Origin of the sequence: Desulfobaculum xiamenense (assembly GCF_011927665.1) — a bacterium.
Lineage (GTDB): Bacteria > Desulfobacterota > Desulfovibrionia > Desulfovibrionales > Desulfovibrionaceae > Desulfobaculum > Desulfobaculum xiamenense.
In genome coordinates, this window is the sequence record NZ_JAATJA010000001.1 from 1604944 (window position 1) to 1618927 (window position 13984).

14 protein-coding genes are annotated in these 13984 nt (G+C 63.9%); 6 read left to right on the forward strand and 8 right to left on the reverse strand.

Annotation, left to right across the window (positions count from 1 at the left end; genetic code table 11):
• Positions 1 to 215: 215 nt before the first annotated feature.
• Complete coding sequence (locus GGQ74_RS07310; RefSeq protein WP_167940828.1) at positions 216 to 1538, forward strand: M48 family metalloprotease; 1323 nt, start codon at positions 216 to 218, stop codon at positions 1536 to 1538.
• Positions 1539 to 1618: 80 nt separating this feature from the next.
• Here the strand turns inward: GGQ74_RS07310 and GGQ74_RS07315 are convergent, their stop codons facing one another.
• The gene (locus GGQ74_RS07315) at positions 1619 to 2524 is read right to left on the reverse strand and encodes a DMT family transporter (protein WP_167940829.1); all 906 of its coding nucleotides are present in this window, start codon (positions 2522 to 2524) and stop codon (positions 1619 to 1621) included.
• A gap of 153 nt (positions 2525 to 2677) precedes the next feature.
• Here GGQ74_RS07315 and GGQ74_RS07320 point away from each other — a divergent pair, with 153 nt between their 5' ends.
• Both GGQ74_RS07320 and GGQ74_RS07325 read left to right on the forward strand, forming a co-directional pair.
• A complete protein-coding gene (locus GGQ74_RS07320) occupies positions 2678 to 2875 on the forward strand; it encodes a hypothetical protein (RefSeq protein ID WP_167940830.1) in 198 nt (65 codons plus the stop codon).
• 13 nt (positions 2876 to 2888) lie between these two features.
• Complete coding sequence (locus tag GGQ74_RS07325; protein WP_167940831.1) at positions 2889 to 3167, forward strand: hypothetical protein; 279 nt, start codon at positions 2889 to 2891, stop codon at positions 3165 to 3167.
• Positions 3168 to 3204: 37 nt separating this feature from the next.
• Here GGQ74_RS07325 and GGQ74_RS07330 read toward each other — a convergent pair whose 3' ends face one another.
• From GGQ74_RS07330 to GGQ74_RS07345, 4 genes are all read right to left on the reverse strand, one after another.
• The gene (locus GGQ74_RS07330) at positions 3205 to 6528 is read right to left on the reverse strand and encodes a diguanylate cyclase (RefSeq protein ID WP_167940832.1); all 3324 of its coding nucleotides are present in this window, start codon (positions 6526 to 6528) and stop codon (positions 3205 to 3207) included.
• A gap of 123 nt (positions 6529 to 6651) precedes the next feature.
• Positions 6652 to 7854 (reverse strand): HD domain-containing phosphohydrolase, encoded by a 1203-nt coding sequence (locus tag GGQ74_RS07335; protein WP_167940833.1) that lies wholly within the window; start codon positions 7852 to 7854, stop codon positions 6652 to 6654.
• Positions 7844 to 9058, reverse strand: coding sequence for a response regulator (locus tag GGQ74_RS07340; RefSeq protein WP_167940834.1), 1215 nt, complete (start codon positions 9056 to 9058; stop codon positions 7844 to 7846). Before GGQ74_RS07340 ends, GGQ74_RS07335 begins: the two co-directional genes overlap by 11 nt.
• Positions 9059 to 9204: 146 nt before the next feature.
• Entirely contained in the window at positions 9205 to 9777 is a 573-nt protein-coding gene (locus GGQ74_RS07345; RefSeq protein ID WP_167940835.1) for a manganese efflux pump MntP, read from the reverse strand.
• Positions 9778 to 9921: 144 nt separating this feature from the next.
• Here GGQ74_RS07345 and GGQ74_RS07350 point away from each other — a divergent pair, with 144 nt between their 5' ends.
• Both GGQ74_RS07350 and GGQ74_RS07355 read left to right on the forward strand, forming a co-directional pair.
• On the forward strand, positions 9922 to 10368 hold the full coding sequence (locus GGQ74_RS07350; protein WP_167940836.1) for an arsenate reductase ArsC: 447 nt from the start codon (positions 9922 to 9924) through the stop codon (positions 10366 to 10368).
• A gap of 175 nt (positions 10369 to 10543) precedes the next feature.
• Positions 10544 to 11482: an HD domain-containing protein gene (locus GGQ74_RS07355; protein ID WP_167940837.1), complete on the forward strand. Its 939-nt coding sequence runs from the start codon at positions 10544 to 10546 to the stop codon at positions 11480 to 11482.
• Positions 11483 to 11539: 57 nt separating this feature from the next.
• Here GGQ74_RS07355 and GGQ74_RS07360 read toward each other — a convergent pair whose 3' ends face one another.
• Both GGQ74_RS07360 and GGQ74_RS07365 read right to left on the reverse strand, forming a co-directional pair.
• Entirely contained in the window at positions 11540 to 11902 is a 363-nt protein-coding gene (locus GGQ74_RS07360; RefSeq protein WP_167940838.1) for a hypothetical protein, read from the reverse strand.
• Positions 11903 to 12027: 125 nt separating this feature from the next.
• Entirely contained in the window at positions 12028 to 12576 is a 549-nt protein-coding gene (locus tag GGQ74_RS07365; protein ID WP_167940839.1) for a TlpA family protein disulfide reductase, read from the reverse strand.
• A gap of 214 nt (positions 12577 to 12790) precedes the next feature.
• Here GGQ74_RS07365 and GGQ74_RS07370 point away from each other — a divergent pair, with 214 nt between their 5' ends.
• Positions 12791 to 13588, forward strand: a complete 798-nt coding sequence (locus GGQ74_RS07370; RefSeq protein WP_167940840.1) for a tetratricopeptide repeat protein — start codon at positions 12791 to 12793, stop codon at positions 13586 to 13588.
• A gap of 21 nt (positions 13589 to 13609) precedes the next feature.
• On the opposite strand, the gene GGQ74_RS07375 is transcribed toward GGQ74_RS07370, so the two are convergent.
• A complete protein-coding gene (locus GGQ74_RS07375; RefSeq protein ID WP_167940841.1) occupies positions 13610 to 13903 on the reverse strand; it encodes a hypothetical protein in 294 nt (97 codons plus the stop codon).
• Positions 13904 to 13984: the final 81 nt, after the last annotated feature.

Consider the following 13984-nt stretch of genomic DNA (forward strand, 5'->3'; position numbering starts at 1 on the left):
GGCTATGGACGCGAAATAGACATACACAAGGCCATTTTTCTACATCGCGCCCGTCCACGCCGCCCCTCGGCCAGCGCCGCCTTTTCCGCGAGACGCGCGAATCACGCTCTTCACCCGAGCATACCATCGAATCGCCCGAGGGAACCACCGGCGTGTCTCTTGTTTCGCCGGGGCGCGGCGTGGTACATGGCACGAAGGCACCCAAGGAGGCCCGCATGCCAACCGACATTCTAAGCAGACGACAATTCCTGAAGCTGGCAGGTCTTTCGGCGGCCGGAGCGCTGACCGGATGCGCCGCCAACCCCGTGACCGGACAGCAGCAGTTCATGCTGATGTCGCCCTCGCAGGAAATCGACGTCGACAAGAAAAACGCCCCGCACCAGTTCTCGACGGACTACGGGACAACGTCCGACACCGCGCTCAACGCCTACGTCTCGTCCACGGGCGCGGCCATGGCTCGTCACGTCCACCGCCCGGACATGCCCTATAACTTCCACTGCGTGGACGCCGTGTACGTCAATGCCTACGCCTTTCCTGGCGGCTCCATCGCCTGCACGCGCGGCATCATGCTCACGCTGGAAAACGAGGCGGAACTCTCCGCCCTGCTCGGCCACGAACTCGGCCACGTCAACGCCCGGCACACCGCCTCGCGCATGTCCAAGGGCATGGTGATTTCGGCCCTCGCCACGGGCGTTGCCGCCTACGTCGGCACACGCCAGAAAAGCTACGCGGCGCTGGCCGCAGGGCTTGGCGGCGTGGCCTCCGGCGCGCTACTGGCCTTCTACAGCCGCGAGGACGAACGGCAGGCGGACTCGCTGGGCATGGAATACATGGTCAAGAGTGGCTACTCGCCGAAGGGCATGGTCGGCCTGCAACAGCACCTCGTGGACCTGCACGACAAGAAGCCCAGTGCGCTGGACATGCTTTTCGCCTCCCATCCCATGAGCGAAGAACGCCGCGAGAACGCCATCAACGAAATGGACGAGTTCTACGCCAACGCCAAGGGCCTGCCCCTGGGCCGCGAACGGTTCATGGACTCCACGGCCAGCCTGCGCGCAAGGCGAAAAGCCATCGAAGCCCTGCAGGACGGCGAGAAGCACATGGGCAAGAAACAGTTCGCCGACGCGGAAAAAAAATTCTCGCAGGCGCTCAAGGACATGCCCGACGACTATGCGGGCCTGCTCATGATGTCCAAGTGTCAGCTCGCCCTGAAGCATGACGCCGAAGCCGCCCGCTACGCCAAGACCGCCCACGAGGTGAAGCCCGCCGAACCGCAGGCCCTGCACATGAAGGGCATGGCCAGCCTCGGCCTCGGCGACAGTGCGGGGGCTCTTCGCGCCTTCCACGACTACGAGCGCATGCTCCCCGGCAACGCCAACACCGTCTATCTCAAGGGCGTCTGCCTCGAATCCATGGGCCAGCGCGACGCCGCCGCGCGCGAATACTCCCGCTTCCTGCAAAGCGGAGGCGAAGGCGAATTCGCCACCCACGCTTACGGCCGCCTCCAGAACTGGGGCTACATCCGCCCCAAGCGCTAAGTTTTCCGTTCCACCACGCAAAAGGGGGCGGCATCCACGGATGCCGCCCCCTTTTGCGCATACCGACGACGCTCGCCGCGTCAGGCCCGCCGCCACAGGCGTATGGTCCCGGACAGGACGAGCGTGCTGGCCACAATGCATCCCGCCCCGGCAAGGGCCAGCGCATCGGGATATTCGTCAAAAAACAGCATGCCCCACAACGCCGTGAACACCACCTGCAGGCAGCCCGTGGCCGTGGCCGTCCCTGTGGATTCCATCGCAAGCCCGCGCGTGAGAAGCATCTGCCCCACCTGCGTCAACGTTCCAATTCCCGCCAGCATGGCCCATTCCGTCCACGTGGGGGCGACCCAGCCCGGAATGCTCGCCACAAGCGAAATCGGAATGGACACGATGTACAGGTAGAGCACGATGACCAGCGGATGTTCGCTACGCCCGAGGTGGTGCATGGTGGTGTACGCCCCGGCCGAAGAGACCGCCGCGAACAGCGCCACGCCGTAGGCCAGCCCGGCGACGTCCGTCCCCGAGGCTCCGAAGATGATCGGCGGGCGCGTCACGAGCATCACCCCGGCCAGACACAGCGGAATGCAGGCCACGGCGCGAGCGTCCAGACGCTCGCCGAGAAAGAAGAGCGAAATGGCGACGGCAAAGACGGGATTGCTGTAGAAGAGCACGATGGCGTCGGCCAGCGGCATGTGCGTGATGGCATAGAACGAGGCGGCCAGCCCGCCGAATCCGAGCACACCGCGCAGGAACAGGAGCCGTCGGTTGTGCCCGAGTTCCGGCACGCCGCTCCGGCGCATCAGCCACCAGCACAGCACAAGGCCGAACACACTGCGCCCGAGGACCAGTTCCATGAACGGCAGCCGCTGTCCGGCCATCTTGACCAGTACGCTACTCATGCTGAAGAAAACCGTGCCCGCCGCGACGCACAGCACGCCCTTCGAAATGCCGCGCCCCGGTGCGGCCTGACTCTCCGAACTCCCCATATCATCTCCATACGCCCGACATGGTCGGGGCGATACTCCTTACCCGCAAGCGTCATCCCCGGCAACAGCGATCATCGGTCCGTCGCGCCCACCGCTTCGCCCTCTTGACCTTCTCCCCGCCCCCGGCGAATATCGCAACATGGAGGTACCCCCATGATCGACTTCGAACGCTTCACGGAAACGGTGGTCATCGACGGCGAGGAATACCGCTACGATCCCGTCAGCGGCATGGCGCTCGTCCAGTGCGGCAACTGCTCCAACATGGAGGAAGTTGAATGCGAGGTGGTGGAGGGCAAGGGTAGGATATGCTCCTTCATGTGCACCCAGTGCGGGCACTTCAACGAAGCCTGAACGGAGGGACGCCATGGGCGAGAAGAAATACACCGTGCGCACCGAATGCCCGGACTGTGGCGTGAAGGCGACGCTGCACCTCACCGCGCGCGAGTTGAAGGCCCTCGAATCCACTCCCGGAGACGCCCCCCTCGAACTGAGCGGACGCAAACAGAAGGCCCTTGGCGGGCGTGCGCCGAGGATGGAGCTGACCTGCGCGTCGTGCGGCAAGCTCCACATCGAGGACATCTCCAAGACCTGCGCGGACTGGGACGACTACTGCAAGGAAGTCCACCCCATTCAGGAGGTCTGACGGGGAGCGAGACACGCGAAACGCGCCTGCGTTGCGCTCAATCGCGCCGCGCCACGGCCACCCTGTCGCGCCCCTCGGACTTGGCGCGGTACAGGGCCTCGTCGGCTGCCGCGAACAGCCCCTCAAGGCTTTCCTCGCCGTCCGCCACCGCCACGCCGATGCTCACCGTGAACCGGATGGCCCCTCGGCCGTCGGGCAGTGGGACGGACAGGCCGCCAATGGCCGCGCGTAGCCGCTCCGCAACGGCGCATGCCCGCTCCATCTCGGTATCCGGCAAAACAATGGCGAATTCCTCGCCGCCGATCCGTCCGAAGATGTCCACCTCGCGCACGACGGCACTTCCGGCGCGGGCCAGCCCGCGCAGCACCGCATCGCCCACGGCGTGGCCGTGAGTATCGTTTATGCTCTTGAAATTGTCGGCATCCATCATGAGGAGCGCCACGGTGGTGCCACCACGACGGGCCCGGCGCACTTCGCGTTCGGCCAACTCCATAAAATGCCTGCGCGTGAACAGCGTGGTCAGCCCATCGGTCACAGCCAGTTCCCGCAGACGTTCCTCCGCCGCACGCCGCGCGGTGACGTCCGTGCACAGGCCGATGATGCGTGCCACCTCACCACTTGCGCCGCGTTCCACGATGCGCCCTGCCACGTTGAGCCAGCGCCACTGCCCGGACCTGTCGCGCAGTCGGAATTCGGTCGAAAGCTGGTCCAGCTCCCCACTGACGAAGGCGCGCAACGCCTCGCGTAGCGTCCGCGCATCCTCGGGATGCACGTGCGAGAGGGTGTCCTCCATGGTCAGCGGCACATCCTGCGACTCATAGCCGAAGTTCTCGCAGAACATGCGCACGGGCAGTTCAAGGCGTCCGGTCTGCGGCCAGATTTCCCACAGGCCGTAGTCCGCGCTGTCCAGCGCGAGAGCGAGGCGCTCCTCGCTTTCGCGTAGCGCCATCTCCGCGCGCTTGCGGGACGTGATATCGCGAATGACGGCAAGCGCGGCAGGCCGTCCCTCGTAGACGATGCCCGATGACGATATCTCCACGTCAAGCGGCCTGCCATCGGCCCCATGCATGCGCGCCTGACAGGTCCCCGACGCGCAGCCAATCCCCTCGCGCATCACGCGCAACCTATCCACCTCAAGGAAGGCCCGCGAAAAGTCCGCCATGACAGGGCTTTCCGCCGAGAAGCCAAACAGCTCCCGCGCCCTGCGGTTAAAGAAGACGAGCCGCAGATTCTCGTCCACGATGGCGATGCCGTCATTGGAATTCTCGACCACGCTGCGATGCAGTTCCTCGCTCTCGCGCAGCTTGTGCTCCATCTGACGGCGCGAGGTCACGTCGTCGACCACGCCGGTCACCACGCCGGACTGTCGGTCCCGTCGTAGCGAGGTTCGCACCCAGATCACCGCCCCGTCGCGGCGGCGCATGCGCGTCGTGAAGTTGGCGACATGCCCGGCCTCGTCCAGCCGCTCGCGCAACCGGGCGAGATCATCGTGATCCACAAAGCTTTCGAGAAAATGGAACTCCGCCTCGAAGCAGCTGGAGTCATCGTAGCCGAACATCTGCACGGCACACCGGTTGGCGCGTAGCACCTCTCCGCTTCCGGAATGGGACTGGAACATGCCCACCTGCGCATTGTCGAAAAGATCGCGATAGCGCCGCTCGCTATCGGCCAGCCCGGCCTCCGCACGCCTGCGCTCGCGCACCTCACGCCGCAGCCGCCAGTTGACCAGCAGCATCACCGCGAAAAGTGCCACGAGCGGCACCCCCACGCTCAGCCCCCACTTGCGTAGCCGGGAAAGATCAGGCCCTGAGTCCACTGGCAACGCAACCCATCGGTCATAGACCGCCGTGCGTTGTTGCATGGGGACAGCCTCAAGCACCTTGTCAATGATGCCCGCCAGTTCCGGCCAGTCCGGACGCACCCCCATACACAGGGCCTCGGGGGCGTTGCTCACCCGACAGGCGACCTTGAGATTGGTCAGCCCCTCCTGCCGGACAATGAAGGACGCGACAGCCAGATTACCCACGAAGGCTTCCGCCTCGCCGGACGAAACGGCCCGCAGCGCGGCGCGCACGGAATCGTAGGCGGCAATGCGGATGTCGGGGTAGTCCCTGCGCAGATTTTCCTGAAGATAATAGCCCTTGACCGTGGCGATCGTTTCTTTTCCGAAATCGTCAAGCCCCGTACAAAACAGATGCTCCGTACGCGTGAACACCACGATGGGGAAACGCAAAAACGGGTCCGTAAATTCGAAATGACGCCGTCTGTCCAGCGTCCGAATCATGGCGGGGATGAGATCGGCCTGCCCACTGCGAATGGCCGTCAGGGCCTCGGGCCACGTGCTCGCCTCGACCAGTTCGAAGCGCAGGCCGGTCATACCCGAAATGATCGCTAGATAATCCGAGGCCACACCCTGGTGGCGTCCGTCCGGGGCCTTGAAATCAAAAGGCGGATAGTCGGGATCGACGACCACACGAACCGTGCGGTGGCGCTCCAGCCACGCCTTTTCGGCATCCGAAAGGACAATCCGTGAAAAGACGCCGGACCCGGTCTGCCCAGCCTCCGATTCCGGAAACCACGTCTCCATGAGCCGCGCGTACGTACCGTCGCGCTTGATGTTGCCCAGTTCGATCTGCCAGCGCTCCACCACGAAATCCGGCGTGTCGCGGGAAAAGGCGATGTAGGTCGGGTTCTCGCGCAGCAGAAACGCGGGCTTGAAGGCATCCGGGCCGTAGCCCGCCGCGCTGGCCAACCCGCGCACCATGGATTCGTCGCAGACCATGAGTTGCACCCGCCCTTCGCCGAGGGCGTCGATGCACTGGCGCAGGCTGGCGTAGCTGACCACGTTGGCGAACCCAGCCTCCACGAGGATATGCTCATGCGACGAGCCGTGAACCACGGCTATCCCACTCATGCGGCGCGCATCCGAAAGCGTCCGCAACTTGATGTTCGAGTCCTGCGCGGCGAACAGCCATGTCCGTTCGTAGCTGATCGGGCCGACCCACTTGAATCGGGCCTCGCGCCCCGGCAACTGCGCCACGGGAATGGCCGCACACAAGGCATCCGCCTCGGCGCAATGTAGCGCCTGCCGCCATGTGCCAAGCTCGAAGCGGACCTCGTCACCGCTACGGGAGGCGATCTCGCGGCACAACTCGGCGGCGAACCCCGAGGGCGCGCCGCCGCTCAACTCCATGTAACGCGGAAGCTCGACGCTGCGCACGACGACAGTATCCGTCGCGTCCGCACCCGAATGGTCCAGAATATCCGCACGAGCGTGTTCGACCACGGCAAGCAGAGCGCAGACAATGACCGCGATCGCAAGCATGCGCCGCGCGCAACAATTCAGGATGATTGGAAACATTGAATCTCCAGAGAAGACAGGACTTCGCGAAAGGAACGGCATGCGGGAGAAACTCTGCCGTCCTTCGCGTCTCGATACCATGACGATATCCGAAGTGTCCACATCGCCTTCTAAACCGCAGAACTACGACGACTCCGGCGTCGAGGAAGCCGACTCATCCTCGACGCATTCCCATGGTATGATGACCCGCACCTTCGAAGACATGGAGAAATTCTGCTGGTACTTCCGAAGATAGGCGATGGTCACCCGGCTCATCTCCTGCCCGCGCGCAAGGACGCGAACAAGCTTTCCGCCACGTTCGAGCATGATGTCCTCCGCGAGGACCATGCTCTCCTGCAGGGCATCCATGTTCACCGTCTTCACGCAGTACTGCCCTTCGTCCTTGACCATGGAGCCAAGGGTGGACACGATGCGCGGATCGTACCAGCCGTGACGGCCCCCCAGCGCCGTCAACGCCTCTGGCCTATTCATACCGGACTCGACGGCGCGGTCGAAATCCAGCAACACCTTGAGAATGCGCGCTCCAAGGGGAATAAGATCGCCGGCGACGGCATCCTGCGGAAGCCCGCGTCCATCGTAGAACTTGTCCTGATAGGCGATGATGCGCCCGACCTCCTCCATGCGCGGAATGCGCATGACCAGCCGGGACGCCACCTCCGCATGCCCGGCGAACATGGCATACTCCTCGGACGTCAGCGTCCGCCCCAGATTCACGCGGCGCACAAGCTTCTCAGGGAGCGTGATGAACCCCAGAAGGCAAAGCATGGCCGCCGTTTCCGTCATCCACGGCTGGGGATCGTCCATCAGAATGGATAGCTTTCGCACAAGGGGCATGATGCGTGAAATCTGCCCGAACACATCAGGCCGAGTGAGTCCGATCACGTCACTCAGCACGCGCACGCTGCCGCGCACCGTCTCCTCCAGTAACTCCCGCTCGGACTGCACCAGCTCGTACTGCCGCACACCGTCGGAGAGGGCACGAACCAGAATCTCGGGGTGACAGGGCTTGGTCAACAGCCTAAAGATGCTCCCCTCGTTCACGGCCTTGATGGCCACTTCCAACTCCGCAAACCCGGTAAGAAGGATTCGCGAGGAATCGGGCGAGACCTCCCGGCAGGCAGACAGGAATTGTAGACCGTCGATGCCCGGCATCCTGAAGTCCGAGACGATGACGCAAAACGGTCCGAGCTCGCCCACGGCCCGCAGGCCAGCGGCGCCGCTCTCCGCCGTTTCCACGTCGTAGCGCTTACGCAACTGGCGGGCGTACGAGGCCAGCAGGTTGGCGTCGTCATCGACAAAAAGAATCTTGCGCCGCTCATCGCTCATCGCCCGTCCCCTCCTCCGCGGCCTCGACGAAGCCCGCCCACTGCTCCAGTCTATCCGTGCAACCAAGCCGTTCAACGAATTCCATGTCCAGCGATTCACGGGCATACTCGCTGTTGATGACATGACACTCGCGGTCCAGCCAGTTCGCGATATGCACCGCGCCCACAGGCCGCATTCCCCCCTCGGCGTGCATGGGCGCATGATGGAAGGCCACGGCCTCGATGACCGGATCGGGCAACCCCCACAACCCCATGAGGTACGCCCCGACCTCGGCATGCGTGGTGCCGAGCGTCTCGAATTCCACCTCCCGCACAAGCCGGTTCTCGCGCCGGACGCAGGCGATGACCCCGGCGTAGCGCTCCGGAAGCGTCGCAGCGAGCACGAGCTTTCCGACGTCGTGCAGCAGCCCCGCAATGAAACACTGATCCTGCCCCACCTGATCGAGCCCCATGGCCGAGGCTATCTTGCGGCACACCATGGACACGCGCATGCTATGTTCCCACAGCCGCGAAATCGAAACGTCACGCAGGGCCGCGCTGTCGAATTCGGTGAAAATGTGCACGGAAAGCACCAGCGCCCGCATGATGCGCAGCCCGAGCATGGTCACCGCCTGTTCGGGACTGGCAATGTGCGCGGCGAAGCCGAAGAACGACGAGTTGACCAGCTTGAGCACCTTGGCGCTCATGGCGATGTCACGCGAGATGATGGCACCCACCCGCGCAAGACTCGGCTCCGGCGATGCAAGCTCCTCGTTGAGCAGACGGCAGGATTCCGGGAGCGAGGGCAACGATTCGATGCGCGAGACCATCTCGCGGATGTCGGAACCCGAAAGCAGCTCCTGCACCGAAAGCGCCCGCGCGATGATCTCGCAGAGCTTTTCCTGCGTGCAGGGCTTGGAGATGTATTGATGGGCGGGGAGTACGGAACGCACGACGAGATCGAGGTCCGAATGACCGGACAGTACGATGCGCGCCACGCCGGGGTGCCGATCCATGACCTCGTGCAGAAGCGCCGCGCCATCCATCACGGGCATGCGCATGTCGCTCACCACCACGTCGAATGGCTCGCTCGCGAGCAGCGTCAGGGCCTCGGCTCCGCTCGCTGCAAAGCGCATGTCCCACTCGCGGCGCATGCCGTGCAGCATGCGCCGCAAGCCGGACAGGACATTCGGTTCGTCATCGACGAAGAGTATGCGTCTGAGCATGCGGATTCCCCACATTCACGCGGAAGCGGACCGAACACGCCGGGCGCGACACGTCCCGCGCACGACGGTCCTCGAACCATCATACGTCAAAACGCAAACACGTGCAGAGGGAAAAGTGAAAAGGAAGCGCCAGCGGCGCGACGCGACTAGAAAAGGGACGCGAAAACGCCCTTCTCGCGCAGCAGGTTCAGCCCGATGCCGACAAGGGTGATTCCGCCGATCATGCCAGCGTAGCGGCCGAAGCTGCATGCCGCGCCGAGCAGACGCCCGAGGCAGATACCCGCCGCCGTGAACGCAAAGGCGACCACGCCAATGACCACGGAGGGCATGAGAATGGGACGGCCCATGAGCGAATAGCCCGCGCCGACAGCCAGTGCGTCGATACTCGTGGCCACGGACAGCATGACGAGTGTAGCCCCGCAGGTGGGGTCGTCGTCACGGCATTCGCACTCGTCGTTCATGGCCTCGGCGAACATGCGCACGCCGATGAAGGCCAAAAGTCCGAACGCGCACCAGTGCGCCCAGTCCTCCACAAAGGACCGTACGGTCAGCCCCATCCACCACCCGGCCACGGGCATGACGGCCTGAAACAGCCCGAAGTGCCATGCCAGACGAAACACATGGCGAGGGGTCAGACGGGAAAGCCCGGCGCCGGTGGCGACGGCGACGGCAAAGGCATCCATGGCGAGAGCCACGGCTATGGCGAGTATTTCGATCATGTGAGTTCGGAATCCGAAGAGGTTATGCGGACTGGTCGAAGCACCAGCCGCCGCGGCCACACAGAACACATCACGCCACGGTTGGCAAGGTCCGAAGCCTTCCGCCGTCTCGCAATCGTCACACGGCCGTGCTAGGCTCCACCCATGAACGCGTCATCCACATCCGCAGGCAAAGTTCTCTTCCTGTGCACGGGCAACTCCTGCCGCAGCCAGATGGCCGAAGGGTTCGCGCGCGCCATGCATCCGCAGTTCACCGTGCGTAGCGCCGGAGTCATGAAGACCCGCCTCGCCCCTCGGGCCGTCACAGCCATGGCCGAAGTTGGCGTGGACATCTCCGCCCAGTTCTCCAAGACAATAGATGAACTCGACATCCGCGAGTTCGATCTCGTGATCACGCTGTGCAGCCACGCCCGCGAGGCCTGCCCCTTCTTCCCCGGAGCGCCACGCGTCCTACACAGGGGCTTCGACGATCCGCCATCCCTTGCCGCGCAAAGCTCTCCGCCGGACATCGCCCTCGCCCCCTATCGCAGGGTGCGCGACGAAATCCGCGAGTTCATCGGCACTCTTGCGGCCCTCATCACCGCGCGCTGATCCGCCCCGAGGCCGTTCGTGCCTCCACCCGCTTTACAATCTTCAATCATTTCGAGTAGGATTCGAATCCATATGTCATGCCTTGCGGCATATGACATGCAACGCTTCGTCATCACAGGATTTGTCCCCAAAACGGACCGGATGGCGACAGGATGCGCACCATCGCGGAGACAGCATGCCACAGAACATCCCGGTCGAGGACGTCCCGCACCTCTACGACCTGCTCAACCCGGCAGACGCATCGGCCGTCATCGCCGAAGTCGAGCGCATACATCGAGACTGCGGTTTCGGTTCGCTTCCGGCCCTGCTCAAGGAATTGCATGCCGACACGTTGCGTCTCTTCGCCGGGCGCTATCCCGGCTATCGCGCCAGCAACACCAGCTACCACGATCTGGAGCACACGCTGTCCGTCGTGCTTGCGTCCGCCCGCCTGCTGCACGGCATCCACCTTCTCGATGGAGACAGCGATCCGGACACCTTCGCCCTCGCCATCCTCGGCTCCTATTTCCACGACATGGGCCTTCTCCAGGAAAACGCGGATACGGAAGGCTCCGGCGCGAAATACACCGTCGGGCACGAGGACCGCTCCATCACCCTCATGCGCAGCTACCTGTCCGCGCGCAATGTCGGCGAGGTGCGCCTTGCCGAACTCGCCTGCGTCATCGACTGCACCCGCCTGACCCTGCACCCGAAGGACATTCCGTTCCCTACCCGCCAGTCGCATACGGCCGGGCGCATCGTCGGTTCGGCGGACCTCATCGCTCAGATTGCGGACCGCAACTATCTCGAAAAACTCCTGCTGCTCTTTCAGGAATTCCGCGAGGCGGGCTTGCCTGGCTTCGATTCGGAACTGGACCTGCTGGCCAAGACGCAGGCCTTCTACGACAGCGTGGCACGCCCTCGCCTCGACACCGCCCTCGGCGGCATGCGCGGCTACATGCATGCGCATTTCAAAAAGACCCACGGGCTGGACTGCGACCTCTACCAGGTGTCCATCAGGAAGAATCTCCGCCACCTGCGACACCTTGTGGAAACGTGCGGCGACTCCTTCGACTGCTTCCTCAAATCCCTCAAGCGCAACGGCATAGGCGGCACGCTGCATAACGGCAAGTAGCGCTCCCACGAAACGAAACACCCCGCCGAAGCGGGGTGTGCCTTCGATCCCGGAACATCAGTTCCGTATCTTCGAATCCGTTTTCTCCTCGTGCTTTTCGAGGCGGATGATGCGTTTTTGCGCCGAATCCGCCAGATCGCCCAGCACGCGCCCGAGGTCGGAGTCCTCCCACAGCGAGGCGATCTCCTCCCGCGCCATGACCTGCTCGCTCATGCTGTAGCCCTCGGCCGTATCCGGGGCGAGCACGACGTCGTCGAACTCCAGCACGTCGCGCCCGTCGAGCGCCCTGCGGAACAGCTCCTGCACCATGTAGGCGAAGGTATTGCGCACATCCTCCGATGATTCCGCCTTGTTGAGTCGATCCCGGTACTCGGGAAGCACCTCGTTCTCGTACTTCACAAAGGAAAACTGTCGTGTCATGGGCCTACTCCTTGTTGCGTCGCGCCCGTAGGGTGCAGATGCCCACGGGCAAGGCTTGCCTCCAGCCTATCTTCCCCGACGCCCCCGCGCAAGACTCCGCGCGAAATTCCGCGCTCGCACGTGACTCAACCGCCCGAGGCTGTCCGTGAACGCCCTTGCGACACATCCGCCCCGCGCCCAATGTAGCGCATGACCAGCGCGCGCATTTCCTCGCGTGGCAGGTAGCCCGCCTGCGCGGACCGAAGCGTCCCTTCCGCGTCCCAGATCAGAAGCGCCGGAATGCCCTCCACGCCGAAATGCGCGGCAACGCCCGGCTCGGCGAGATACACCGGATAATTCACGCCCTCGCTTCGAACATACCCCGTAAGCGCCTCCTCATCGAAGTCGAGCGATACGCCAACGAAGAGCAGGTCCTCATGCGACACCTCGTCGCGCAGGGCGATGAACTCCGGCGTCTCCTCGCGGCACGGACTGCACCACGTCGCAAAGAACGACACCACCACGGCCCGCCCCTGCGCCTGCGCGATCAGACGCTCGATTCCCCGCGCGTCGATGGTGCCGAGGTATTCTCCCCGCGCGGACCACGGCATGCATGCCACCAGCAGCACAAGCGCGACCGGCACCGCAGCCCGCCACCACAGTCCGAACGAAACACCTGCATCTTTTTTTGCCATCCAACCCTCCACAATCACGCGCGAACGAACCATACGCGACATTTTCGGCGTTTCGTCGAGCTTTGCTGCGAAAATCGGCCAATCACGGCGATATTCGGCCACACATCCATTCTGCCGACCTTTCACCGCGCCACATGCTGTCGGATTATTCATGGATGAAACGAGCACGACTCACGACCGTCAACCATCGCCGCGTCAGCGCAACGTATCGCCCATGACAGCCCCCCCGATCACCCCACCAGCCCTGGACCATCTCCCCTGCCCCTTCGCCGGGGTCTTTTCCGAGGAGGTGTCGGCCACTGTCGGCTTCGGCGCGACCAAACGCAGGACCGTCACCAAGAAGCTCTGGTTCGTCGAGCGCACCGAGAACGGCGACACGACCATGCGTCCCGTGAATAAGAACCTCGTGCCCACCGGCAACGCCGTTCCCACCACCCCGGAAGATGTGCTGCGCGACTTCGTGCCGGAACCAGACATGTTCATGTCGCAAGTCGCCCCGCGCATGCGCGAACTGGAGCAGACCGTGGACGTGGCCGACGACCACCGCGAGAAGGGCGAACTGTACAGCGCGGAATTCCAGTACGTTCAGGCCCTTGAGGTGGACGAGGATCACATCCGCGCCAACTTCGGCATCGGCCTGACCTACCTCGAACAAGGCGAACTGGACAAATCGCGCAGCACCCTCGAAAAGATCGTCAGCCTCGACGCGGCCTTCACCGAGGCGCACAAGCACCTCTTCAACGAATTCGGCATCCGCCTGCGCCGCAACGGCATGTTCCGCGAATGCATCGCCTACTACACACGGGCCATGGAACTCGGCGAGAACGACGACCACCTGCTGTTCAACGTGGCCCGCGCCCACTACGAGGCACAGGACATCGACAAGGCCATGATCGCCATCGAAGAATGCCTGCGCCTGAATCCGGCGCTCGGCGAGGCGCGGCTGCTTCGCAAGGCTCTCCTGCGCCTCAGGCCCGACAAGGACAGTTCCATCGTTATCAGCGGAATATGAGAAAGGCCGGACCGACCCCACCTACGCGCGGGCGCGCATGACAAGCCCAGTATCGGACTCGGGAAGACTGCGCGGGCCGAACGCGTCGCCGTGCCCGGCTGCGGGATCAAGATTGAGCGCGGCGTTGGACGCCATGCGCGTATGCACGGGCATCCCCGGCTCCGTGCGCTGGGCGAACCCCGCGTCGTAGGTAGCCTCGCGCCGCACGAGTTCGGCCGCGCGCGACTCGCGCAGATTGTACATGGTGTAGGGTGGCAGGCGGACGAACATCCTACGGAAAGCCGCCGCATGCGCATTGTCATCAGTGAACAGCATGAGGATCGTCCACTCCCGCAGGACGGCTCCTGCCGCGCCGGGGAGTGCCTCCATCTTCGAAACTACGGCACCCCGCCCACG

Excerpts from the sequence above, each read along its gene's own strand:
- GGQ74_RS07340 (WP_167940834.1), bottom strand. The coding sequence starts at position 9,058 with ATGCTCAGACGCATACTCTTCGTCGATGACGAACCGAATGTCCTGTCC.
- GGQ74_RS07375 (WP_167940841.1), bottom strand. The coding sequence starts at position 13,903 with ATGCTGTTCACTGATGACAATGCGCATGCGGCGGCTTTCCGTAGGATG.
- GGQ74_RS07350 (WP_167940836.1), top strand. The coding sequence starts at position 9,922 with ATGAACGCGTCATCCACATCCGCAGGCAAAGTTCTCTTCCTGTGCACG.
- GGQ74_RS07360 (WP_167940838.1), bottom strand. The coding sequence starts at position 11,902 with ATGACACGACAGTTTTCCTTTGTGAAGTACGAGAACGAGGTGCTTCCC.
- GGQ74_RS07345 (WP_167940835.1), bottom strand. The coding sequence starts at position 9,777 with ATGATCGAAATACTCGCCATAGCCGTGGCTCTCGCCATGGATGCCTTT.
- GGQ74_RS07310 (WP_167940828.1), top strand. The coding sequence starts at position 216 with ATGCCAACCGACATTCTAAGCAGACGACAATTCCTGAAGCTGGCAGGT.
- GGQ74_RS07325 (WP_167940831.1), top strand. The coding sequence starts at position 2,889 with ATGGGCGAGAAGAAATACACCGTGCGCACCGAATGCCCGGACTGTGGC.
- GGQ74_RS07370 (WP_167940840.1), top strand. The coding sequence starts at position 12,791 with ATGACAGCCCCCCCGATCACCCCACCAGCCCTGGACCATCTCCCCTGC.
- GGQ74_RS07355 (WP_167940837.1), top strand. The coding sequence starts at position 10,544 with ATGCCACAGAACATCCCGGTCGAGGACGTCCCGCACCTCTACGACCTG.
- GGQ74_RS07315 (WP_167940829.1), bottom strand. The coding sequence starts at position 2,524 with ATGGGGAGTTCGGAGAGTCAGGCCGCACCGGGGCGCGGCATTTCGAAG.
- GGQ74_RS07365 (WP_167940839.1), bottom strand. The coding sequence starts at position 12,576 with ATGGCAAAAAAAGATGCAGGTGTTTCGTTCGGACTGTGGTGGCGGGCT.
- GGQ74_RS07335 (WP_167940833.1), bottom strand. The coding sequence starts at position 7,854 with ATGAGCGATGAGCGGCGCAAGATTCTTTTTGTCGATGACGACGCCAAC.
- GGQ74_RS07330 (WP_167940832.1), bottom strand. The coding sequence starts at position 6,528 with ATGTTTCCAATCATCCTGAATTGTTGCGCGCGGCGCATGCTTGCGATC.
- GGQ74_RS07320 (WP_167940830.1), top strand. The coding sequence starts at position 2,678 with ATGATCGACTTCGAACGCTTCACGGAAACGGTGGTCATCGACGGCGAG.